Source organism: Ruegeria sp. CDSA221, from assembly GCF_059611825.1.
The window spans coordinates 41334-64663 of the sequence record NZ_JBXWPK010000016.1 but is presented as its reverse complement, the minus strand read 5'-3'; the positions used below and the strand labels follow the sequence as shown (position 1 = coordinate 64663).

Genomic DNA, 23330 nt, shown 5'->3' with positions numbered 1-23330 from the left:
TCTCCGATCTGCTTGGCCTTGCCTTCCGCGCGTTCTAAGCTGGCCGGGCATTTGACACAAGGCGCTGAAATGTCCGACCTGCTTGACGACCCCATTCCCGGCCAAAATACCCCAGAATACACTGTTTCCGACATCTCGGGCGAGGTGAAGCGGACGCTGGAAGGCAGTTTCGGCCGAATCCGTGTTCGGGGTGAAGTCGGTCGCGTGTTCAAAGCCAGATCTGGTCATCTGTACTATGACATCAAGGACGACAAGAACGTACTGGCCTGCACCACTTGGAAAGGCCAGGTTGCTGCCCTGTCCGTGGTTCCCGAGGAAGGTCTGGAAGTGGTCGTCACAGGCCGCCTGACCGCTTTTGGAGCGCAGTCCAAATACAATCTGAACGTGGATGAGGTTTCGGTGGCCGGACAGGGTGCCCTGATGGCCCTGCTTGAAAAGCGAAAGAAACAGTTGGAATCCGAGGGCCTGTTCGCACCCGAGCGTAAAAAGCCTCTGCCCTATCTTCCTCAGATCATCGGCGTGGTGACTTCACCCTCGGGCGCGGTGATCCGCGATATCCTGCACCGGTTGCGTGACCGATTTCCGCGCAAAGTGTTGATCTGGCCTGTCGCCGTGCAAGGTTCGAATTGCGCGCCTGAGGTGGCGAACGCGATTACTGGTTTCAACCAACTGACTCCTGGCGGTGCGCTGCCACGACCGGACCTGATCATCGTCGCCCGTGGTGGCGGGTCAATCGAGGACCTCTGGGGGTTCAACGAAGAGATCGTGGCCCGCGCTACGGCGGCATCAGAGATCCCGGTGATCTCGGCCGTTGGGCACGAGACCGACACGACCCTGATTGATTTTGTCTCGGACCGCAGGGCCCCAACCCCCACAGCCGCAGCCGAACTTGCGGTGCCTGTCCGCATGGAACTTCTGGCCTGGACCGGAAAGCAAGGCGCCCGCCTGTCCCGTGCAGCCACGGACGCTGTGCAAAGACGGTCGCAACGGTTGCGGGATTTATCCCGCGCATTACCACGCCCGGATAGCTTGTTGAACAACCCGCGACAACGCCTTGATTTAATTGCGGACCGACTGACACCAGCACTTGAGCGCGGCGTACAAAACCGCCGCCTTCAAGTTGTGAAACTGTCCGCCCATCTGCGCCCGTCCACATTACGCTCACTGGTCGGAACCCGACAGGAAACACTGCGCAGCCTTTCGTCGCGCCTGTCTGTCCGGCCGATCCAGCGCGAAATCGACAGCCAACGGCAAAACATCAACCGCCTAGCCGAACGCTTGAGTACAGCGCAAGCCGCGCGTCTGGACCGGATGCGTCAATCCCTGGAAACCGCAGACCGGCTGCGGGAAACGCTAAGCTACAAGGCAACGCTGCAACGTGGATATGCGGTCGTACGCGCCGAAGGACAGGTACTGACAACCCGTAAACAGGCGGCAAAACACCAATCCTTTGACATTGAATTTGCAGATGGCGAATTGACGACCGGCCCGTCTACCGCGTCACCGTCAACTTCGAAAAAGCCGCCGAAAAAGGATGCGCCGGATCAGGGGTCGTTGTTCTGACCCCTGCACAGGCTAGACACCGACTTCGGGACCGTAACAGACCATCTCGGCGTCTGTGTCTTCGTTCTCATATAGTTCGGTCATCTCAGGATTTCCCTCGAACTGAGCGATCAGACCGCCGCCAGATTCGGTGAATACCCAGCATTGCGGGTCATGCCGGTCTTCATAGACGAAACAGATCTGTCCTTCCTGCTCGTACCAGAGCCCTTCTTTGCAGTTCCCATCCAGAAAAGACCAAATCACGCGGCGATCCGGCAGATAACGCTCGACCCCATAAATCCTGCCTTCAAAGCCATAGAACAGGGTTTTTCCCAGCGTATAGCGGTCAAATTCGGCGCCGGATAGAGATGTGTCGGCACAAACCGCCGGGGCAGCCATCGACAACAGAATCGCAATTCGTTTCAGCATGGGTTCATTCTGTCAGATGGCAGGCCGCTAGGCCAATTCCCTTTTCATTCCAACCGGGTGCCTTCACGTCACCGATTGAGTTTTGCGGTTATGCGCTGCGAAAGTGTTCAGTACATGCTGCGGAGATAACTCTATGACCAATGCCCTGTTTCTGATTGCGACAGCTTGCGCTCTGGCTTACCTGCCATTGACCTCGCGTGGCGCTGGCGCTGTTCGGTCAATCCTAAAGACCCTATCCGTCGCAGTTTTGGCGGTCATTGCCGCCCAAAGTGGCGCTCCATTTCTGTTGATCCTTGCGCTGGCATTCTGTGCGCTGGGGGACGCCCTTCTGTCCCGGGAAAGTGATGCCACCTTCATGGCCGGGATCGGTGCCTTTGCAACTGGTCATCTGGCCTATATCGGGCTGTTCCTGTCCCATCCGGCCAGCGACGCCGCGCTTATTCTGGAGAAGCCCGGATATTTCTGGTCTTTGATCCTCCTCGGTATTGTCGTTGTCACCCTATTACCGCCGCGTGCCGGAGACCTGAAATGGCCCGTTCTCGGGTATATTCCGATCATTCTGGGCATGGGTATCACGGTCCTGGCCCTGCCCGAGACAGGCGCGCTGCGTTGGGCTTTACCTGCGGCTTTGTCCTTTATCGCGTCCGACCTGATCCTGGCGACTGAGAAGTTTCTTTTGCCAGTGGACCATCCCAGCCGCCGTTTCACCTCCTATCTGGTTTGGGTATTGTATTGGGGGGCGCAAGCCGGTCTTCTGATCGCCTTCCTCTGACCCTTTGCAACTGCTGCAATTCCGCATTAGGTGAGAGGAACACCTGCGGAGACCAAAAATGGCGCTATTCTCAAAGCTCAAGGACAAGCTGTTCAAATCCTCATCCCGCCTTGAACAGGGGTTGGATGCCATCGTTGAAGATGGGGGCGAGGAAACAACTGCACCGGATCCAATCCCACCAGCGCCGCATTCCGAACCGGAACCCGAAGTCGCGCAACCGGACATGGCACCGGAACAGGCAGTTGCCAAACCGGTGGCCATTACAGCCGAGTCTGCTCCGTCCAAATCCATGCTCGGGCGGCTTTTCGGGCGCGCCGAGACCGAGACAACAGTTCGCCGCACGCTGGATGACGACATGCTGGAACAGCTTGAAGAGCTGTTGATTGCATCCGACATGGGTGTGGACACAGCGCTGCGCGTCACCGCCAATATGGCCGAGGGCCGTTATGGCCGCAAACTTTCGACACAAGAGATCAAGCAGCTTCTGGCGCAGGAAGTCGCCCGGGTTATGGAACCCGTTGCAAAGCCCATGCCGCTCTATTCCAAACGCCCACAGGTGGTACTGGTTGTTGGCGTCAACGGATCGGGCAAGACCACCACGATCGGCAAACTAGCCAGCCAGTTCAGGGCGGCCGGCAAGAACGTAGTGATCGCAGCTGGAGACACCTTCCGCGCAGCCGCCGTTGAACAGCTGCAGGTCTGGGGCGACCGCGCAGGCGTTCCGGTCCTGACAGCCCCCGAAGGCTCGGACCCCGCCTCCCTGGCCTTCGATGCGTTGACGCGCGCACAAGAGGATGGCGCCGATCTGTTGATGATCGACACCGCCGGTCGTCTGCAGAATCGTGCCGACCTGATGGAGGAATTAGCCAAGATCGTCCGGGTGATCCGCAAAGTCGACGAAACCGCACCGCACAATACCCTTTTGGTTCTGGACGCCACCACCGGTCAGAATGCACTCAGTCAGGTCGATACCTTTCAGAAACTGGCCGATGTCTCCGGCCTAGTGATGACCAAGCTGGACGGCACCGCAAAAGGCGGCGTGCTGGTGGCACTGGCCGACAAGTTCGGCCTGCCCATTCACGCAATCGGCGTCGGAGAACAGATCGACGATCTCGCCCCTTTCGATCCCGAAGAATTCGCCGCTGCTCTAACCGGCCTCGATCAACGCTGATCCGAACTTCAACTGACTAAAAATATCTTCGGGGGTGTGGGGGGCAGACAGCCCCCCACCCTCTCCACCCGCGAAAGGTCGATGTCTTGAGCGACTGGCTCATCTCTCTGGAAGGCACGCCCAAGGGCCATGACCTTGCCCTTGGGCTCGCGCTGATGGCCGCCTTCTTGCACGCGGTGTTCGGAGCATTACAAAAGGGCCGTCACGACCCGTGGCTGTCCCGCGGGGCCATAGACACCAGCTACTGTCTTCTAGCTGCACCTTTCGCGTTTTTTGTAGTGCCTTGGCCCGAGCCCTATATGTGGCCAATCTTCGCCACCGTCTGGCTGATCCACATCGCCTATAAGACCCTGCAGGCAATGGCCTATACCAAGGGCTCTTACACGGTGGTCTATCCCGTCGTGCGCGGCACCGGACCACTGTTCACCGTTTTCGGCGCCTATCTTTTGTTTGGCGAGACCTTCTCTGCCACGCAATGGTTTGGTGTCGCGGTCTTGCTGGCCGGGATATTCGGGCTTGCGGCCTATAATCTGCGGTTTCTAGAAACCAACCGCGAAACGCTTGGGATCGCCCTAGCCTTGGCCCTCGCAACCGGCCTGTTTGTGGCGTTATATACCACCTATGACGCCTATGGCATTCGTGCGACGGCCGATCCGTTCACCTTTCTGGCCTGGTTCTTCATGATCGACGGGGCGACGATGCCGATCTATGCGTTCTTTCGCTGGCGCGCGATGGCCCATCGCCCGGCCTTGGGACCCTTGGCGCTGCGCGGCATCGCCGGCGGGATCATCGCCCCTCTATCTTTCGGGGCCATCATGCTGGCCACGCGGTTGGACAAGGTCGGCGAAGCCGCCGTTCTGCGGGAAACCTCCACCGTCTTTGCCGCCCTGATCGGCTGGCTGGTTCTGAAAGAAACCGTCGGCCCAAGGCGGATCGCGCTGATGGCATTGATTGCACTCGGCGCTGTAATAGTTGAAATGGGCGGGTAAGCAGCAGGACAAGAGACATGACAGGCAAGACCGACATAAATCCATTTCTGAAACAGGTGCTGGAACTGGGGCCTCCGCTAGCCTTTTTCTTCATCTACCTGCGCTTGCGCGATGACAGCTTTATGATCGGCGGCATCGAGTATTCCGGCTTTATCATTGCCACGATCATTTTTGTGCCGCTGATGCTGGGGGCAATGGGCATCCTGTGGTACCTGACCGGCAAGCTAAGCCGGATGCAGATATTCACAGCTTTCATGGTCATTTTCTTCGGCGGCCTGACCGCCTGGTTCAATGACGAGCGGTTCTTCAAGATGAAAACCACGCTTGTTTATGGCCTGTTTGCTCTGATCCTGGGGATCGGGCTGCTGCAAAAGAAATCCTATCTTGCCTATGTTCTGGACGAGATGCTGCCCATGAAACACGAAGGCTGGATGATCCTGACCCGTCGTCTGTGTGCGTGTTTTGCTGTTCTGGCCGTCGCAAATGAATTCGTGTGGCGCACGATGTCGACTGACCTGTGGGTCAAGATTGAGACCTTCGGATTCCCCATTGCCCTTATGGCGTTCCTCATGCTGCAGTTCAGCCTGTTGCAAAGCTATATGGATGATCCCGATCATCAATGACGGCTAAATCCTCAACCGCCCTTCGGATGACTTTTCCGTGAAGCGCGGGAGCCCTAAAACCTAACAAAATCCTTGGCTAAACGCTTGGGCTATGAAAAGTTGTGTCACCACTCACCTTTTCCCGCCGGAGCACCACACCAAATGACGGCTTTCCCAAATAGTGGCTTTCTATCCGAAGCTTCAGACCGGCTGAGATCAATGCTCTCGGCACAGGCGACAGAGATTTCTCTCGAACCTGGTGATATCCTTTTCGAACAAGGGGATGAAGGGGATGCCCTCTATGCCATTCTTGCCGGCACGCTAGAGGTGTCCTTCTTGGCGATGAGCGGTCGAAAACTCTCGTTGACATTGATGAAGCCTGGCGAGGTCTTTGGTGAAATCGGCTTGTTCGACAATGGCCCCCGCACCGCAACCGTGGCCGCGGCCGAGGCCTCTCGGGTGCTGCGTGTGCGTAGGTCCGATGTCATGAACCAGATCCGCCAACATCCTGACCTTGCGGTGGATATGATCCGACTGGCCGGTTTGCGCATGCGGTGGATGGGGTCGCAACTGAATGAACAGGTCTTTTTGCCGATGCCTATCCGGCTTGCGCGCAAACTGCTGCATCTGTCCAACCTTCAAGACGATCCAACCACCCGCATTACCCTGTCCCAAAGCGAGCTGGCCGAATTCGTTGGTGCCACGCGCGAAGCTGTCTCAAAGACAATTTCAACCTGGAAACGCGACAAGGTTGTCGAAGCTTCGCGGGGCGGCCTGATGATCCATGATTTTGAGGCACTGCGGGAACTGGCGGATTCCGACCTCATTTGACCTGTTGTGACCTGCTTCACATACGACGGATCGCATTAAGATTACGTTAGGAACTGTTACCGTAGGAGGTCAGAGAATCATCCCCGATATCTGTCCACTGACCTCTCCCTGTACCAGAGCCATACGCCTTCCCCGGCGTGTGGCTCATCTTTTTTCAGCACAGAAAAAGGCCAGAGCAGGTGCCCTGGCCTTTCTGTTTGTTCAACCTAAGAGATCACTCTTCAAGGCTCAGCGCGACAAAGCGTGGATCTCCACCGCGCCGCACCAAAAGCAGCAGTGACTTCCGCCCGGCCGTGCGGGCTTCTTCCATTCGGTCCTCGAGATCAGAAATCGCAGTGACCTTCTGCTGGCCAGCCTCGGTGATCAGATCACCGGCGCGCAAACCCTTGGCATAGGCTTCTGACGCCTCGTCCACTTCGGTCACAACCAGCCCCTCAGTATCCGGCTCCAGCCCCAGATCAGCACGCAGGGCTTCAGTCACGGGCGATATCGTCAGCCCCAGAATATCGGCATTTTCCTCAACCGGGGCTTCTTCGGCTTCACCCTCTTCGCTTTCGGCCCGCTCGGCATCTTCGCGGCGGCCCAGAGTCACAAGCACTGTCTGCGTGCTGCCATCCCGATGCACCACCACACGGACCGACTTGCCAACCGTTGTCTCACCAACCTGACGTACCAATCCACGGGTGTCATCGACCTCGACACCATCAAAGCTGAGGATCACGTCACCGGCCAACAGGCCAGCCTCTTTGGCCGGGCCCTCGGGTACATCGCTGATCAGTGCGCCACCCGGCTTGTCCAGGCCCATCGCCTCGGCCATATCCTCGGTCACGTCCTGAATGCGGACACCCAGCCAACCGCGGCGGGTCTCGCCGAACTCGCGCAGTTGGTCGACAACCTTGACCACCACATTCGAGGCCATCGAGAAGCCAATCCCGATCGAACCGCCATTCGGCGACAGGATCGCCGTATTCACGCCGATCACCTCGCCATCCATATTGAACAGCGGCCCGCCCGAGTTCCCCCGGTTAATCGCAGCATCGGTCTGGATATAGTCGTCATAAGATCCGCTGAGCGCGCGGTTCCGCGCCGAGACGATCCCCGCCGAAACCGAAAACCCTTGCCCCAGCGGGTTGCCCATCGCAATCACCCAGTCGCCAACGCGCGCAATGTCACTATCGCCGAACTTGACGTATTTCAGCGGCCCGGTGGCTTCGACCTTCAAAAGGGCGATATCGGTTTTTTCATCCGTACCGATCACTTTCGCAGGCAGTTCTTTCTTCGGTTGACCGTCGCCCGGGAAAAATTCGACCAGTATCTCATCAGCCTCGGCAATAACGTGGTTGTTAGTAACGATGAAACCATCCTCGGATATCACAAACCCCGAGCCCAGCGAATTGCTGCGGCGCGGGCGGTTGTCATCTTCCCCGTTACGGTCTTGAAACTCGCGAAAGAAATCTTCGAACGGAGAGCCCTCGGGAACGATCCCCTGCGGGCCGGTCTGTCCCTCAATCAGTGTCGAAGTGGTGATGTTGACCACCGCTGGGCTGATCTTATCGGCCAGCGGAGCCAGGCTTTCGCCCCGCGCCTGTGCGGCCACTGACTGCGCCAATACAAGCAGCATCCCGGCAAAGGCCAGCCACATCAACCGCATGAAACCAACAACGTCGTCCCGCCGGACGGATATACTGCGCGCTTGTGACTGCACGTGGGAACTCCTTGTCGTCAACACTATCTGGATCGCCCGCAGGCGGCCCTTCTTGATATCCAATGTAGCTGGTTTGTCCTTGCCCGCAACTGAGGATCGCGGGGAAATCACCATGAAGTGTAGCCGTTGTTCAAAACCCGACCTGATATGCACCCCATAGCAACACGAGACCTCCCACCATACATAACAATCCTGCAAGCCGACGTGCCTGCTCTGGCATAGACCGCAACGCCTCTAGCATACGTTCAATAAGCGAAGGGGCCAGCGCATAGGCCAGCCCCTCGACAATCAACACCAGCCCAAAGGCCAGAAGGATCATACCCATTATTCAGACGCCTGCCCCGCCGATTGGCCCCGGCCGGTGGGTGATTTGAGATAGTTGAAGAACTCGGAATCCGGGCTCAATACCATCGAGCTGTTACCGCCCTGCAAAGCATTCTGATAGGCGGTCAGCGAACGATAGAATTCGAAGAATTCAGGGTCCGCACCGTAAGCTTCGGCAAAGATCGCATTGCGTTCGGCGTCAGCCTCACCGCGAATGATCTCAGCCTCACGCCGCGCATCCGACACCAGTTCGACAACGGTCCTGTCGGCCTGGGCACGTACGCGCTGTGCCGCCTCATTACCACGGGCACGTTCGTCTGTAGCTTCCCGCTCCCGCTCGGCCTTCATCCGGTCAAACGTCGCTTCGAGGTTGGCCTGCGGCAGATCGGTCGCTTTCAGACGCACGTCAATGACGGTCACACCCAGCGCAAGTGCCTCGGCAATCGCACTATTGCGGATACGCAGCATCAGTGCAGCCCGGTCCGAGCTCAGGATGTCACGGGACGAAACTGAACCCAGAACTTCGCGGGTTTCAGCGCGCAAGATGCGGTCCAGACGATCCTCGGCAACCGGGATACCACCGACACCAACCGCCTGGCGGAACTGGTTCAGATCGGAAATCCGGTACCGTGCGAAGGCATCGACTACCAGACGACGATCATCCAACGGCGTCACTTCAAGCGGTTGAACGTCGATGGACAGGATACGGTCGTCATAACGGACAACTTCCTGAATAAGTGGAATTTTGAACGCCAGACCAGGCTCTTCCTTAACCGCGACCACACGGCCGAATTGCAGAACCAATGCGCGCTGGCGTTCGTCCACGATAAAGATCGATGACAGCGCAACAACGCCGAGGATCACCACAAGGATGAGGATAATGGGTGACTTACGCATCAGTTGCTCTCCCCCGATTGATTGCGGCGCAGTTCGTTCAGCGGCAGATACGGCACAATGCCCTGTCCCTGACCGGCCGAGTTTTCGTCCAGTATGATCTTGTCGACATCACCCAGAATCTGCTCCATCCGCTCCAGATACAAACGTTTGCGCGTTACATCCGGCGCTTTGGAGTATTCTTCCAGAACCGCGCTAAAGCGGCTGGCTTCACCTTGAGCACTGTTGATCTGCTGGGCGCGATATCCTTCGGCCTCTTCCACAACTTGCGCGGCTTCACCACGTGCTTCGGCCAGTACCTTATTGGCATAGGCGTCGGCGACGTTCTGCAGACGGTCACGTTCTTGTGCGGCGGCCTGAACGTCGCGGAAGGCCGCGATTACGTCCTGTGGCGGGTCGGCTTTGTCAAAGTTGACACGCACAATGTTCACGCCGGAATCATAGCTGTCCATCGTCGACTGAATCAATTCCTGCAAGCGATCAGCGATCACACCCCGATCTCGGTTCAGGATCGGTGCCAGCTCGCTTTGTGCAATGATCTCGCGCATGGCCGATTCCGACACGGCGCGGATCGTCTGGCGCGGGTCGCGCAAATTGAACAGATACTTGGCCGGGTCATTGATGTTCCAGACCACCTGATAGTCGATATCGACAACATTTTCGTCGCCTGTCAGCATCAAGCCATCATCGCTACCACGGGCTCCGCCCATGTCTTCGTTCTGCTCGCGGGTCACAGGAATGACCTCGGCAGTTACAAACGGCCAAGGCGCAAAGTTCAGACCGGGATTTCCAACGTTTGAAAATTCACCCAAAAACAGCTCTACCGACTGTTCTTCCGGCTTTACCGTATAAAAGCTGGCCGCCCCCCAAAGGACTGCACCCACCACCAACCCAATGGCAATAGTCCCTTTGGTAAAGATGGGACCACCCCCGCCACCGCCCGAACCATTGCTACCACGGCCGCCACCGCCGCCGCCCATCAGGACGCGCAGCTGTTCCTGGCCTTTTTTCATCAGCTCGTCGATCTCGGGGATCTGCGGGCCCTCGTTTTCAGGGGGCTTGCGCCCGTCCCCGTTATCACCCCGATTTCCTCCGCCGCCAGAAGAGCCTCCGCCCCCCCAGGGGCCGCCGCTGTTGCCCGCCATTTTTATCTATTCCCTTGTGTTGAACCGTGTGATCACGGGTTCCCTTGTAACTTGTGTGCGCGCGGTTGCAAATCAAGCCGTACGCACAGGATGACGCATTGTTACCAGTTCTTCCGCCATGACCGGATGAACTGCAACGGTGCGGTCGAAATCTTCCTTGGTTGCGCCCATTTTGACGGCAATGCCAGCCAGTTGAATCATCTCGCCGGCGCCCGGCGCCACGATGTGACAGCCCAGCACCTTACGCGTGGCCTGAGAGACGATCAGTTTCATCAAAACCCGCTGCGTGCCACCTGCGAATGCCTTTTGCATCGGCTTGAACGAGGTTGCATAGATCTCGACCGGCTCTTGGGCTGCAGCGTCTTCTTCGCTCAACCCCACCGTGCCGAATTCCGGCTGCGTGAAAATCGCAGTTGGAATCAGGTCGTGATCCACAGGTGTCGGGTTGCCTTTGAATACGGTTTCGACAAAAGCCATCCCCTCGCGGATCGCTACCGGAGTCAGGTTTACCCGATCCGTCACGTCGCCAATCGCATAGATCGAGGGCACGCCGGTCTGGCTGTAATCATCCACGATGATCTCACCCTTGCGGCCGCGTTCAACGCCGATGGCCTCAAGCCCCAGATTGTCGGCATTGGGCGCGCGACCAGTGGCATACATGACCACGTCAAACAGCTGTTCCGTGCCATTGGTGGCCTTTACGCGAATCTTGTCGCCGTCCTTGGCCATCTCAAGCACATTGGTGCCCAGATGCAGATCGATGCCGTTCTGGCACATCTCTTCGCTGATCAGACCGCGCGCTTCTTCGTCAAAGCCCCGCAGGATTTGCGCACCGCGGTAGAACTGGGTGGTTTTCACGCCCATGCCGTTCATGATTCCTGCAAACTCGCTGGCGATATAACCGCCACCAACGATCAGGATGCTTCCGGGCAATTTTTCCAGATGGAAAATCTCGTTCGAGGTGATCGCCAGGTCCGAGCCCGGATACTCGGGCACAACAGGGCGTCCGCCTGTGGCCACCAGAATATGCTTGGCCGTCATGCGGGTGCCATCGGCCAGCTCGACGGTATGTGCGTCCACCACGTGTGCACGCTGATCAAAGCTTTCGACGCCGTTGTTTTTCAGGATGTTGCGATAGATGCCTTCCAGCCGGTCCAGCTCGGCATGGAGTTTGCCGCGAAAGAAATCCCAGTCAAATGCACCGGGTTTGACGTCCCAGCCATAGGCCTGCGCATCTTCGACCATGCCAGAGAATTCGCTGGCAAAAACCATCAGCTTTTTGGGGACACATCCGCGGATCACGCAGGTCCCGCCATAGCGATCCTCTTCCGCCAACGCCACTTTGGCCCCGTTTTCGCCAGCCGCCACACGCGCCGCCCGGACCCCGCCCGAGCCGCCTCCGATGACGAAAAGATCATAGTCAAAGCTCATTTACAGTGCCTCTTTCAGTTTTCTGACAACGCTATCGAGCCATCATCAATGATGTACCCGGTCACTCATGACGGCCCAGACTGGACCACTGGGACAGTTGATCTTGCCAAGACGCATACAGATTTGGTCGATAATGCTCAATCGTCTCTACGAAACACTCAGATATGGGTTTCGGCATGGATTGCAACGGAAGGGGTAAACACTCATGCCCGCCATCTGACTTGTTGAAGCTAACAAAAAAAATAGGGCGTCGTTTTTGCTCGGTTTCGTCGAACGCATCAATGTAGCGTACATCAGGCCAAACAATGTCTTGGATCATTCCTCTACGCGTGCGGAGCTTCGATCCACCAGAGTCCACTAGGGCCACAAGCGACGGCACCTTGAGTGAACCTAGATAGTTCATGAACAACACGACGGAAGTAAGGACAACGAGCACCAATGTGAAAAGCGTGCCACCTGTCCACCCCGCGGAAACAAAACCCCACGCCGCCACCACAGCCGCAATCCCGATCTTTATCAGGTTGCGTTTTAGCGTCCTGGCTCGCGCAGCCAAATCTGCTTCGGTTTCGCGGTATTCAGCAACCGGAGAGGTGCTCATACCTTAATCCGCCAAATCCGTGAACAGGTTGTCTTTGCCGCCATCGAACAACTCGTCCAGTTCCACCGTTCCCTCGTTGATGTCGCGCAGTTCGACCCGGCCATCTCCATAACCGATCACGACCTTGTCGCAAATGTCGATGAACAACCCGTTCTCGACCACGCCGGGCACCTGGTTCAGCACCAGCGCCATCTGCCTTGGATTTCCGATCCGTTGCAGATGCAGGTCCAGCACGTGATTGCCTTCATCCGTGACAAACGGCGCTTCTCCGTTCATGCGAAGTGCCGAGCGGGTACCGAGAACATCCATGGTATCCAGCACCTCTTCGATCAGGGTGCGTGTGGTCTGCCAGCCAAAGGGGATCACCTCGACCGGCAATGGGAAGGCACCCAGAGTCTCGACCTCTTTGCCGGCATCGGCGATGACCACCATCTGGTCGCTGGCCGTGGCTACGATCTTTTCCTGCAGGTGCGCGCCGCCGCCGCCCTTGATCAGATTAAGCTCTCTGTCGAATTCGTCCGCTCCGTCGATGGTGATGTCCAGCCATCCCGCCTGATCCAGAGAAACAACCTCAATGCCCAGTTCGCGGGCCAGTTGGGCCGTCCGGGTCGATGTCGGAACACCCTTGATCGCCAGACCTTCTTCTCTGACCCGTTCCCCCAGCCGACGCACCATCCATGCAGCGGTCGATCCGGTTCCCAGGCCGACTCGCATCCCATTCTGCACCATGTCAGCCGCACGGCGTGCTGCGACGTATTTTGCAGTGTCGATGGGCGACAGATCACCGGCCATTTCAGCATCCCCCTAATTTGCTGCGGAACTTATACGGAATGCCTACGACAACTGCGAGAGAGAATTGTCCGGATCGGTAGACCAACATGTCGCGAAACTACGCGTTTCCTATGGGAAACGTCGCAATCAGGTCTGTTGAAAACATACGTGAGGTATACATAGTTCGCATGAACACGCCTTACCGCCTGCACTATGCCCCGGACAATGCTTCGCTGGTCATCCGGCTGGCGCTGGAAGAGATGTGCCTGCCCTATGAAACCGTTCTGGTAGACCGCCGCCAAAGCGCACAGGACAGCCCGGAATATCGCGCGCTGAACCCCAATGGGCTGATCCCGGTATTGGAAACACCACAGGGGCCGATCTTCGAAACCGCTGCTATCTTGTTGTGGCTGGCGGATACGCATGGCCGGCTGGCCCCTACCCCCATGGACAGCAACCGCGCCGCGTTTCTGAAGTGGCTGTTCTTTGCCTCCAATACGCTGCACGCTGATCTGCGTATTCTGTTTTATGCCGAAAAATATATAGACGCAGCGCAGGTCAATCCTTTGCGCGCCGGTATCCGCCCTCGTTTGCGCCAGCACTTGCGCCTGCTTGACGAAGTTGCGAAAAGCGCGCCTTCCTGGCTGAGCCCGGACATACCATCGGTCCTGAGTTATTATCTGGCCTGTCAGATGCGCTGGATGGCGCTCTATCCTGCGAAGGCTGATCGCAGCTGGTTTCAGATTGCTGACACGCCGCATCTGCAGCGAATGCTGATGCAGTTGGAGACGCGCCCCGCCACACGTGCCGCAATCGCGGCCGAGGGTTTAGGGGTTACACCCTTTACCTCACCAACCTATGCTAACCCACCGGAAGGCTTTGCTACCTGATATGTTTCTGTCTGTCTTCGATATGTTCAAAGTGGGCATTGGCCCGTCCTCGTCCCATACGATGGGACCAATGGTTGCTGCCGCGCGGTTTCTGGACATGATGCGCGCCTCTCCGTTCGAATTTTCAGGGCTGCGCGGGTCGCTGCACGGGTCGCTAGCCTTTACCGGTGTCGGCCACGCAACCGATCGCGCCACGATCCTGGGCCTGGCCGGATTTGTGCCCGACACATATGATCACGAACGGGCCGAGGCCGCACTGGCTGGCATAAGTGAGACCCACAGCGTGACCCCCGAAGGATTGCCCACGCTGCAGTTCGATCCCAAGGCCGATCTGGTTTTCGACTATGAAAACAATCTGCCGGGCCATGCTAACGGTATGGTCCTGATGGCCACGGACGCACAGGGCGACGTGATCCTGCGGCAGGTCTATTACTCGATCGGTGGCGGCTTTGTTCTGACCGAGGAAGAACTGGCCCAAGGCAAGGCAACAGATGAAGGCGCACCGGTGCCCTTTCCTTTCAAATCGGCGGTCGAGATGTTGGACATGGCCAAAACCAGCGGCAAAAGCATCGCCGAGATGAAGCGCGCCAACGAGATCGCGCGCGGCTGTGCAGACAGTTTTGCCAAAGGCACTGCGCGCCTCTGGCAGGTCATGAACGACTGTATCGAGCGCGGTCTGACCACCGACGGTATTCTGCCAGGCGGTTTGAACGTGCGCCGTCGCGCCAAAGGCATCCATGACGCGTTGATGGCCGAGCGTGGCATGAACCTGAACGCGCCCCACACGATCAACGACTGGATGAGCGTTTACGCCATGGCCGTGAACGAAGAAAACGCAGCTGGCGGTCAGGTGGTGACCGCCCCCACCAATGGTGCTGCCGGGGTTCTTCCAGCGGTAATGCGCTACTATCTGGACCATGTACCCGGTGCTTCAGAGAACCACATCGAAGATTTCATGCTGACTGCGGCCGCTATTGGAGGGCTGGTCAAATACAACGCCTCGATCTCGGGCGCCGAGGCCGGGTGTCAGGCCGAAGTCGGCAGCGCCGCGGCCATGGCTGCAGCCGGGCTGTGCGCGGTTATGGGCGGCACGTCGGAACAGGTGGAAAATGCCGCCGAGATCGCTCTCGAGCATCATCTGGGCATGACCTGTGATCCTGTCGCCGGGCTGGTTCAAGTACCCTGTATCGAACGCAACGGGCTGGGTGCGATCAAGGCGGTATCAGCGGCCTCCTTGGCCCTGCGTGGAGATGGTCACCATTTCGTACCACTGGACGCCGTCATCGAAACCATGCGTCAGACAGGGCATGACATGCATGAAAAATACAAGGAAACGTCATTGGGCGGTTTGGCGGTGAACGTGCCGAATTGCTGAGGCAACGCGGGGAAGCGAAATGGAAGGCCATTGTCTTTGCGGTAAAATTTCATTTCAGGTGGACCCGCCTGTTCTGTCCTGTGTGATCTGCCATTGCGACAGTTGCCGCAGACAATGCGCGGCCCCGATGACGGCATATTTCGGGGTCTGCGACGGACAGTTGACCTGGACCGGCCAGGCACCAAAGACATTCGCATCCTCACCTGGCGTAGAACGCAGCTTTTGTCCTGATTGCGGCTCGCCGATCTCATTCCGGTCCGACACGATGTCCGGTGTGATGCATCTGTATGTGGCCCTTCTGGACGACCCTAACCAACTGCAGCCTACGCTGCATGTCGCGCATGAAGAGCAGCTGGGCTGGCTGAAACTGGATGACGGGCTGCCGATCTGCATCGGCCCGGACTACACCAAAGTACAACCGCTGCCCGACCCCTAGCTTTCGCCTTTCCCCGGTTCAATCAAATCGCTAGCGTCTCATCATGACACAGGACCGTCCCGTTTTTGGCATCGTGCTGATGCTTGGCTTTTGCGCGCTTGCACCCTTGGGGGATGCGGTCGCCAAATTACTGGGTGAAACCGTGCCGCTTGGAATGCTGGTCTTTGTCCGGTTTGCCATTCAAGCCATGTTGTTGGTTCCGCTGGTCGTCTGGACCGGCAGACCCTGGCGCATGCAGGGGCGTATATTTCGCCTGGCTGTCATAAGAACCCTGCTGCACATCGTCGGCATCGCCGCGATGTTCTCTGCCCTGCAATACCTGCCGCTGGCCGACGCTGTGGCCATCGCCTTTGTTATGCCGTTTATCATGTTGCTTCTTGGCAAACTGGTACTAAAGGAAGAAGTCGGCAAGCGACGCCTGATTGCGTGCCTTGTGGGCTTTGGTGGTACATTGCTTGTCATTCAACCCAGCTTTGCCGAGGTCGGATATGCGGCTTTGCTTCCACTTGTCGTCGCGGTGGTGTTTGCCCTGTTCATGCTCGTGACCCGGCAAATTGCAAAAGCTACAGATCCCATTGCGCTTCAGGCCGTGTCAGGCGTCATAGCCTCTGTCATCCTACTGCCTGCCCTGTTGGTGGGAACACCCGCCGGAATCTGGGAGCTGTCCCTGATTGCTCCGAATTTGGGCGATGTCTGGCTTTTGCTTGCAATCGGGCTTCTCGGCACGGTCGCACATCTGTTCATGACCTGGTCGCTGCGATATGCACCCTCTGCAACATTGGCCCCGATGCAGTATCTCGAAATCCCGGTCGCTACGGTGTTTGGCTGGCTGATCTTTCACGACCTGCCCGACGGTGTCGCCGCTTTGGGCATCTGCATCACCATCGCCGCCGGCCTCTATGTCATTCTGCGTGAGCGGGCCAGCGCCCGGACGGCCCCGACAGAAGCGCCTGCATGACCTGATCCAGCATCGCCCTGGGAAACATTACCAAAAGGCCCGGCCCATCCATACGCAATTCAACCGAGCCCAATGCGCGGTTGGACGTTCCGACAGCGCCGTTCGGCTCCATCACCAAACCGTCGATTGGCCATTCAAGGCCGCGGCTTTGCCCTGATACACGCTGCAATGGAAACAATGAGACGACATCTCGAGGCGCCATAGAAACCGAGATTTTGGGGGGTGCGTGAAAGATAATCTCACTTTCGCCAATCAGAATACAGGGCTGATCTTGCCTGCGAACCAAGACGTTGAGTGCTGCTAACTGGTGATCCAAACGCCCCCCGAGAAAACCGACCCCAATCACCAACGGCGCCTCGACACTGCGCAGGGCCTTGTCGAAATCCGTGCTGTTTTGTTCGCTAATTGGAAACAGTCGATCCAGCGGAATCTGATCTTTGTGATCCGAATCGAGCGAATCAAAATCACCGATAACAGCGTCTGGAGTACGCCCAATTTCCAACAAACTTGCCGCCCCACCATCCGCGGCGACGGCCAACTTTGTGCGAATCAACGCCAAATCCAAATCTTCAGGGCCAATTTGACCGCTTCCAACCAGCGTGATTGACTCTTTCGAACGTACAATTCGCGTCTTTTTCATGAGATTGATCATTTTTTCCGGGTTTTGACACATTGAGACCACAAAATGATAGGTTCATGGACAAAGTTCTGAGCCAATAGCTCTGCCCACGACCGGGCTGATGGCTCGTGTAGTTTGTAGAGGACGTACGTCTGATGGTACAGAATAACAAGGTTTTGACAGTTTCCTACGGAACCTTCTCGTGCACTTTGGAAGGATTTGACGATTCTTTTGAAACGATGAAGTCGATTGCCGAATACTTCCGCGACCTTGCAGCGGATGACAGGTATTTTGGGTCCGAACCCCCGCAACCAGACGCCGAAATGCTGACCCGCATTGCTCAGCGAGATGCGACGCGTAAAGTCGAAGCCAGCCAGAGCGAAAACGGATTGCTTCTGCGGGCGCAAGACCGTGCCGCTTCACCGTCCCTTTCTACCGCGCCCATGACCCCGCCCAGTACCCCGAGTGCTCCAGCCTATACCGCTGCCCCCTCACAGTCCGCGCCCATCGCAGAGGCCGAGCCGGTTGAGGGTCGACCCGAACCCGCCGCCGATAGTATCGCCGCAAAGCTGCAACGGATCCGGGCGGTAGTCTCTCATAGCGAAGAAAACTCGGTGATCTACGCCGAGGATGAAGATTCGCCCCTGATGAAATCCGAAACCGGCCCAACTGATGCCGTATCGGCTGCCTTTCAGGCCGGAACTCTGACCCCCACAGATCTGGTCGAATCCCCCGCGGCCGATGCAGTGGTTGAAGCAGCTCAGGAATTTGAGCCCGAACCTCAGATTGACATGCCCCCACCCGCCGCGGAAGAGGCAGAGATCGAAGGCCCGGCCCAAGAGACCCCCGCCGTGCCAGAAATTGATGTCGCACCCATCGCCGACGATGTGTCCACTGTCGAGGCAGAAGAGGTTTTGTTTTCGGATCTGAGTGCCGAGACGGACGAAGCCGAGAGCGACGAAATCGACAATATCCTGACAGAAGACATTTCGGCGGACGCAGACGAACCTGAAGAGGTTGCCGGCTATTTGACCGAAGAAGACGAGGAAACTCTGCTTGACGAAATCGCCAGCGTCGAAGCCGTGTTGTCCGCCCGTGCATCCGAGCCTCTGCCTGAGGAACCGAACCTGGACGAGGACGTTTCTCGCCTGATGGAAAAGGCGGTCGAACAGATGGATGATCCCGCGACTGCCACTCAGCGCGAGACATATTCCCGTCTGCGCAATGCAGTGGCCGCAACCAATGCTGATCGTGCAGATGCGCTGAACCGTAATCAGGCTCAGCAGATCAGCCCGCGCCGCCCCGAAAGCAATGTTACAACTGCCCGTCCCAAGGTAGAGCCTGCCGCTCCCCTCAAGCTGGTTGCTGAACAGCGCATCGACAATAAAGACGAGGATGAAATGGGGCCGATTTCTCCGCGCCGTGTAAAATCCAAACCGCTGGGTCTTCCGATCGAGGAAAGCGGCTTTGCGCACTATGCGCAGGAACAGGGCGCACAATCTCTGCCGGACCTGCTGGAAGCTGCGGCATCTTATCTGTCGTTCATCGAAGGACAGGAACAGTTCTCGCGCCCGCAACTGATGAACAAGATCCGTTCTCTCAAGCAGGACGATTTTAATCGCGAGGAAAGCCTGCGCTCATTCGGGCAACTGCTGCGCGATGGCAAGATTGAGAAAGCTGGCGGAGGTCGGTTTGCGGCTTCGGACGAGATAGGGTTCCGCCCTGACGGAGATGAACGCGCCGCAGGCTGAATTCAAACCGAAAAGAAAGAAGGGCCGGAGACCAACTCCGGCCCTTTTTCATTGGGCGTTCTTTTGTGGGCAGGCGTATGAACCCACCGCAGGATGAGCCCGGCATAGGCCGCTCAGTCAGAGGATCCGTTAGGATCTTCTTTTCCGACACCTTTGAAGATGAATTTGAAAGGCAGAGCCCACAAAATGCCGAGCGCTACGTATACCAGAAGTTCCAACCAAATTGGTGGCCGGTCCAACCAGTTTATCACCGTCACCACCGCAACGATATAAGCCGGCAGGCCAATCAGCAGCAGCACCATCGACCAACGACGACGCGCTTTATAGCTCAGGCCATTTTTCTGTTCGCCGGCCATCAGTCAGCAAACGGGTCTGTCACCAAAATGGTGTCATCCCGCTCTGGGCTAGTAGACAGCAATGCAACCGGACATTCGATCAACTCTTCGACCCGACGCACATATTTGATGGCGTTTGCGGGCAAATCCGCCCAGCTGCGCGCGCCTTCGGTGGATTCGCTCCAACCAGGCACTTCTTCGTAGATCGGAGTACATCGTGCCTGCTGATCGGCTGCAGTGGGAAGATAATCCAGACGCTTACCGTCAAGGTCATAGGCAACACAGATTTTCAGCGTCTCGAATCCGTCCAGCACGTCCAGCTTGGTCAGCGAAATACCGTTTACGCCGCTAGTGGCACAGGTTTGGCGCACCAGACAGGCATCGAACCAGCCGCAACGCCGCTTGCGCCCGGTGGTGGTACCAAACTCGTGCCCACGCTCACCCAGACGCTGGCCATCCGCATCATCCAATTCGGTTGGAAACGGCCCCTCACCCACACGGGTCGTGTAAGCCTTTACGATGCCAAGGACAAAATCAATCGAGCCTGGCCCGATGCCGACACCGGTCGCCGCCTGACCGGCGATCACGTTGGACGAGGTCACAAACGGATAGGTTCCAAAGTCGATGTCCAGAAGGGCACCCTGCGCGCCTTCAAACAGAATACGCTTACCAGCCTTGCGCTTTTCGTTCAGTACTTTCCAAACGGGTGCTGCGAAAGGCAGAATCTCGGACGCAATTTCCCTCAGCTGAGCAATTAGTGCATCGCGGTCCACGGGTTCGATCCCCAATCCCTTGCGCAGCGGGTCATGGTGCTGCAGCGCGCGATCTACGCGTGCCTCAAGGGTCGCTTCGTCTGCCAGGTCAGCAACCCGCACAGAACGCCGCCCAACCTTATCTTCATATGCGGGGCCAATTCCACGACCGGTGGTGCCGATCTTGGTTCCTTTGCTTGCCGCCTCTTCGCGTGCGCGGTCCAGTTCACCGTGGATGGGCAGGATCAGCGGGGTGTTCTCTGCGATCATCAGCGTTTCGGGCGATATCTCGACTCCCTGCGCCTGGATCGTTGCGATCTCTTTCAGCAGGTGCCAGGGGTCCAGAACAACGCCATTGCCGATGACACTCAGCTTGCCGCCACGTACCACACCGGATGGCAGAGCGTGCAACTTATAGACGGCACCGTCGATTACCAACGTATGACCGGCATTATGCCCGCCTTGAAAACGCGCGATCACATCGGCCCGTTCACTGAGCCAATCGACGATCTTGCCTTTTCCTTCGTCACCCCACTGGGCGCCGACAACAACCACATTGGCCATATCTGGTCCTTTTGCGCTGAGATATCAAACCCGGCTCGTATAGCGATGTGTCAGCGACAGGGAAACCGATAATTCGCCGCAGATCATAACCACGCTGTGCGTGGTGCCTCCGGCGGAGGTATTTTTGGCCAGATGAAGAGAGGATCCCTTGCTTCATCTGGCTCAAAATACCTCGGGGGAGTCGCGGCTTGCCGCGGCGGGAGCAGCGCCCCCTTTCTAGCCATTCGACAAATGAACGGGTTCACCATGTGGAGTCGTCAGATAGGCCTTCTCCCAATCCAACGAGACTGCAGCGACATCACTTGGGTTCGCGTCACCCATTTCGGCCAAAAAGGCCTCGAGTGTTTCCAGCCAGGCATGGAAATAGTCGTTGCCACCATTCAGCTCTTTGCTCAGACCATGGCGTTTTAGCATCTTCGAAAACCGATCGGCCCATTCCGACCATTCGAATCGTCCCGCTTCATTCAGCGCGACCGTGACCGCAAAGACCTGTGCATGCCAGGGCTCTGCGAATGCCAGCTCGGGTAATGGCTGTGCGTTACACTCACTCATCGGGCACCAGATAGCTTTGCCACAGATCTAATATGACCTCGTCATTTCGGTTCTCGGGATCGGCCCAAAGCTCAGAGGCTGGGAATGCAACCGCATATAATGGTTCAGGTGCCTCTCCCAGACCATGAGCATTGGAATCCGGCAAAACATGCGTCCCATGCAGGCGTAATATCCGACCGCAAGCGCCAGAAGCGTAAGATGGCAACCTGGTATGACCACCGTTTTTCAGGCGGTTGGCAGCCGGTCGTACTGTACGCACCTTTTGGCCGGGATCAAACTGCACCGCGATATTCGAGGGTCGATCAGCCGGACCGCCTTTGGACAGTGCGCCCTCTACCGCCCCGGCTGTCAGCGCGCGGGAAGCCAAAGGATGTGAAGCATCCGTTCCTTGGCCCAGAAGGTCTTCCAAAGTCAGGACCCCCTGCTCTACCAACAGATCTGCAAGTGCTGACACCCATTTTTCGTAGTAAGAGAATCGTACATAGTCTTTGGGCGACAGTCGTTCGCGTGCATGGCGCGAGATGTCGATATTCCATTGTCCCAGAAACCCGGCAGCCAATGTCAGTGCCAATGCGCGCCCGTGCCATTCTTCTGGGAAAATCGCTGCATCTTGGGATTCGGGGATCACCGGACCGTCGCCGAACCGTCCTCCCATATCGTGAACGCGGGTCATGACGGCACCTTTGGCAGGCCGGTTCCGATCATACTGTCACGGGTCACAAGCGCGGTCAGGTCGTCTTCGGTCATCCCATCGGTGCCATCGGGGCGCATGGGTAGAACAAGATAGCGTATCTCGGCCGTTGAATCCCAAACCCGCACGGCTGTCTCATCCGCCAGAGAAACTCCGAACTCGGACAAAATTTTACGCGGCTCACGCACGGCCCGTGCACGATAGGCATCCGATTTATACCACCCCGGCGGGATCCCCAACAAAGGCCATGGGTAGCAACTGCACAGCGTGCAAACGACCATGTTGTGGAGATCAGGGGTATTTTCGACAACAACTATGTGCTCGCCTTGCCGACCGTAAAAGCCAAGCTTTGCCACCTCGGGCGTTGCATCCTTAAGCAGTGCTGCCTTAAAGGCCGGATCAGTCCAGGCTTTGGCAACAACCCGGGCACCGTTCTGCGGGCCAATCTTGTTTTGGTAAGTGTCGATGATCTCATCCAAAGCGGCCGGGTCGATCAAACCCTTGCGGGTCAGAATCGTTTCCAGCGCCTTGACGCGAAGGGCGGGTTCAGGCGGCAATAAGGCGTGCGGATGGTCGGGATCGTCATGTGGCATGGGTCGCAGCCTGCTTTACCATCCCCTTGCCTGTCCAGTCTCTTTGCTGTGATCCCGAAGATCACTTGGCGTGATGGTAACTCGTGACTTGCCCCCGGAACCAAACTTGCATAAGTACCTCGCGATACACGCCACGCTGTACAGGACCACCATGGAAAACGTCGTTCTCATTATCCATCTTCTTCTGGCTTTGGGCCTGATCGCCGTCGTCCTGATGCAGCGGTCCGAAGGCGGCGGCCTTGGCATGGGTGGCGGCGGAGGCGGTGCCATGGCTGGCCGGTCGGCTGCAACAGCATTGGGCAAGGTGACCTGGATTTTAGCCGCGTGCTTTATCGTCACTTCGATCACGCTGACCATTCTGGCGGCACAAAAATCCTCGGGCAGCTCTGTGCTCGACCGGATTGGGACACAGGCACCGGCCGCGACCGAAGAAAGCACACCGGCAATTCCGTCGGCGGATGACCTGTTGCCTCCGGCACAGGGTGACAACGCGCCTTTGATCCCGCAGGCCAACTGACACACAAAACCTAGAAACCGAAAAGAGAACTGCAACAGCATCTTGCGGTTCTCTTGCGCTATTGGCGCGAATCCTTTATACGTGAAGTCCCGT

General features: G+C 57.5%; 26 protein-coding genes. 12 read left to right on the top strand and 14 right to left on the bottom strand.

Annotated features, from left to right (window positions below):
* The first annotated feature begins 69 nt into the window (after positions 1-69).
* Positions 70-1563: an exodeoxyribonuclease VII large subunit gene (gene xseA / locus AC2FJ5_RS18715; RefSeq protein ID WP_496794292.1), complete on the top strand. Its 1494-nt coding sequence runs from the start codon at positions 70-72 to the stop codon at positions 1561-1563.
* 12 nt (positions 1564-1575) lie between these two features.
* Here xseA and AC2FJ5_RS18710 read toward each other — a convergent pair whose 3' ends face one another.
* Complete coding sequence (locus tag AC2FJ5_RS18710) at positions 1576-1971, bottom strand: hypothetical protein (RefSeq protein ID WP_185956619.1); 396 nt, start codon at positions 1969-1971, stop codon at positions 1576-1578.
* A 133-nt stretch (positions 1972-2104) separates the two neighbouring features.
* On the opposite strand from AC2FJ5_RS18710, the gene AC2FJ5_RS18705 reads away from it, so the two are divergent.
* The 5 genes from AC2FJ5_RS18705 (at position 2105) to AC2FJ5_RS18685 (ending at position 6336) form a co-directional block, all read left to right on the top strand.
* Positions 2105-2743: a lysoplasmalogenase family protein gene (locus tag AC2FJ5_RS18705; RefSeq protein ID WP_281972305.1), complete on the top strand. Its 639-nt coding sequence runs from the start codon at positions 2105-2107 to the stop codon at positions 2741-2743.
* Positions 2744-2801: 58 nt separating this feature from the next.
* Positions 2802-3914: a signal recognition particle-docking protein FtsY gene (gene ftsY / locus AC2FJ5_RS18700; RefSeq protein WP_496695013.1), complete on the top strand. Its 1113-nt coding sequence runs from the start codon at positions 2802-2804 to the stop codon at positions 3912-3914.
* An 86-nt stretch (positions 3915-4000) separates the two neighbouring features.
* Entirely contained in the window at positions 4001-4903 is a 903-nt protein-coding gene (locus tag AC2FJ5_RS18695) for an EamA family transporter (RefSeq protein WP_496794290.1), read from the top strand.
* Positions 4904-4920: 17 nt separating this feature from the next.
* Positions 4921-5526: an inner membrane-spanning protein YciB gene (locus tag AC2FJ5_RS18690; RefSeq protein ID WP_142634562.1), complete on the top strand. Its 606-nt coding sequence runs from the start codon at positions 4921-4923 to the stop codon at positions 5524-5526.
* A gap of 141 nt (positions 5527-5667) precedes the next feature.
* The gene (locus AC2FJ5_RS18685) at positions 5668-6336 is read left to right on the top strand and encodes a Crp/Fnr family transcriptional regulator (protein ID WP_142634564.1); all 669 of its coding nucleotides are present in this window, start codon (positions 5668-5670) and stop codon (positions 6334-6336) included.
* A gap of 214 nt (positions 6337-6550) precedes the next feature.
* On the opposite strand, the gene AC2FJ5_RS18680 is transcribed toward AC2FJ5_RS18685, so the two are convergent.
* The 7 genes from AC2FJ5_RS18680 to rpiA form a co-directional block, all read right to left on the bottom strand.
* Positions 6551-8041 carry a Do family serine endopeptidase gene (locus AC2FJ5_RS18680; RefSeq protein WP_496690773.1) on the bottom strand — a complete coding sequence of 497 codons (1491 nt, stop codon included), beginning with the start codon at positions 8039-8041 and terminating at the stop codon, positions 6551-6553.
* A gap of 130 nt (positions 8042-8171) precedes the next feature.
* Entirely contained in the window at positions 8172-8366 is a 195-nt protein-coding gene (locus AC2FJ5_RS18675; protein WP_142634568.1) for a DUF2065 domain-containing protein, read from the bottom strand.
* Entirely contained in the window at positions 8366-9262 is an 897-nt protein-coding gene (gene hflC / locus AC2FJ5_RS18670) for a protease modulator HflC (RefSeq protein ID WP_496700039.1), read from the bottom strand. The genes AC2FJ5_RS18675 and hflC overlap by 1 nt, the downstream gene beginning before the upstream one ends.
* Positions 9262-10404, bottom strand: coding sequence for an FtsH protease activity modulator HflK (gene hflK / locus AC2FJ5_RS18665; protein WP_271946353.1), 1143 nt, complete (start codon positions 10402-10404; stop codon positions 9262-9264). The genes hflC and hflK overlap by 1 nt, the downstream gene beginning before the upstream one ends.
* Before the next feature lie 72 nt (positions 10405-10476).
* Positions 10477-11835 (bottom strand): glutathione-disulfide reductase, encoded by a 1359-nt coding sequence (gene gor, locus AC2FJ5_RS18660; protein ID WP_496794289.1) that lies wholly within the window; start codon positions 11833-11835, stop codon positions 10477-10479.
* 61 nt (positions 11836-11896) lie between these two features.
* Entirely contained in the window at positions 11897-12433 is a 537-nt protein-coding gene (locus AC2FJ5_RS18655; protein ID WP_496690777.1) for a hypothetical protein, read from the bottom strand.
* A 3-nt stretch (positions 12434-12436) separates the two neighbouring features.
* Entirely contained in the window at positions 12437-13225 is a 789-nt protein-coding gene (gene rpiA / locus AC2FJ5_RS18650) for a ribose-5-phosphate isomerase RpiA (protein ID WP_271946345.1), read from the bottom strand.
* 167 nt (positions 13226-13392) lie between these two features.
* On the opposite strand from rpiA, the gene AC2FJ5_RS18645 reads away from it, so the two are divergent.
* The 4 genes from AC2FJ5_RS18645 to AC2FJ5_RS18630 are packed head-to-tail and all read left to right on the top strand — an operon-like array spanning position 13393 to position 16863.
* On the top strand, positions 13393-14094 hold the full coding sequence (locus tag AC2FJ5_RS18645) for a glutathione S-transferase family protein (RefSeq protein WP_496794287.1): 702 nt from the start codon (positions 13393-13395) through the stop codon (positions 14092-14094).
* A gap of 1 nt (position 14095) precedes the next feature.
* Entirely contained in the window at positions 14096-15469 is a 1374-nt protein-coding gene (locus tag AC2FJ5_RS18640; protein ID WP_496794286.1) for an L-serine ammonia-lyase, read from the top strand.
* A gap of 19 nt (positions 15470-15488) precedes the next feature.
* Complete coding sequence (locus tag AC2FJ5_RS18635) at positions 15489-15905, top strand: GFA family protein (protein ID WP_496794285.1); 417 nt, start codon at positions 15489-15491, stop codon at positions 15903-15905.
* Positions 15906-15948: 43 nt separating this feature from the next.
* Positions 15949-16863, top strand: a complete 915-nt coding sequence (locus AC2FJ5_RS18630; protein ID WP_496749152.1) for a DMT family transporter — start codon at positions 15949-15951, stop codon at positions 16861-16863.
* Here the strand turns inward: AC2FJ5_RS18630 and AC2FJ5_RS18625 are convergent.
* Positions 16808-17503 carry a thiamine diphosphokinase gene (locus tag AC2FJ5_RS18625; RefSeq protein WP_496794283.1) on the bottom strand — a complete coding sequence of 232 codons (696 nt, stop codon included), beginning with the start codon at positions 17501-17503 and terminating at the stop codon, positions 16808-16810. The genes AC2FJ5_RS18630 and AC2FJ5_RS18625 overlap by 56 nt on opposite strands.
* Before the next feature lie 134 nt (positions 17504-17637).
* Here AC2FJ5_RS18625 and AC2FJ5_RS18620 point away from each other — a divergent pair, with 134 nt between their 5' ends.
* The gene (locus AC2FJ5_RS18620) at positions 17638-19233 is read left to right on the top strand and encodes a hypothetical protein (protein ID WP_496794282.1); all 1596 of its coding nucleotides are present in this window, start codon (positions 17638-17640) and stop codon (positions 19231-19233) included.
* A gap of 113 nt (positions 19234-19346) precedes the next feature.
* On the opposite strand, the gene AC2FJ5_RS18615 is transcribed toward AC2FJ5_RS18620, so the two are convergent.
* The 5 genes from AC2FJ5_RS18615 to nthA all read right to left on the bottom strand — a co-directional run bounded on the left by AC2FJ5_RS18615 (position 19347) and on the right by nthA (position 22720).
* Positions 19347-19589 (bottom strand): DUF2842 domain-containing protein, encoded by a 243-nt coding sequence (locus AC2FJ5_RS18615; protein WP_142634590.1) that lies wholly within the window; start codon positions 19587-19589, stop codon positions 19347-19349.
* Positions 19589-20884: an adenylosuccinate synthase gene (locus AC2FJ5_RS18610; protein WP_142634592.1), complete on the bottom strand. Its 1296-nt coding sequence runs from the start codon at positions 20882-20884 to the stop codon at positions 19589-19591. The genes AC2FJ5_RS18615 and AC2FJ5_RS18610 overlap by 1 nt, the downstream gene beginning before the upstream one ends.
* 216 nt (positions 20885-21100) lie before the next feature.
* Positions 21101-21436: a nitrile hydratase accessory protein gene (locus AC2FJ5_RS18605; RefSeq protein ID WP_496700031.1), complete on the bottom strand. Its 336-nt coding sequence runs from the start codon at positions 21434-21436 to the stop codon at positions 21101-21103.
* The gene (gene nthB / locus AC2FJ5_RS18600; RefSeq protein ID WP_496794281.1) at positions 21429-22109 is read right to left on the bottom strand and encodes a nitrile hydratase subunit beta; all 681 of its coding nucleotides are present in this window, start codon (positions 22107-22109) and stop codon (positions 21429-21431) included. Before nthB ends, AC2FJ5_RS18605 begins: the two co-directional genes overlap by 8 nt.
* Positions 22106-22720, bottom strand: coding sequence for a nitrile hydratase subunit alpha (gene nthA / locus AC2FJ5_RS18595; RefSeq protein WP_496690784.1), 615 nt, complete (start codon positions 22718-22720; stop codon positions 22106-22108). Before nthA ends, nthB begins: the two co-directional genes overlap by 4 nt.
* 151 nt (positions 22721-22871) lie before the next feature.
* On the opposite strand from nthA, the gene secG reads away from it, so the two are divergent.
* Complete coding sequence (gene secG, locus AC2FJ5_RS18590; protein WP_142634600.1) at positions 22872-23237, top strand: preprotein translocase subunit SecG; 366 nt, start codon at positions 22872-22874, stop codon at positions 23235-23237.
* The last annotated feature ends 93 nt before the right edge of the window (positions 23238-23330 follow it).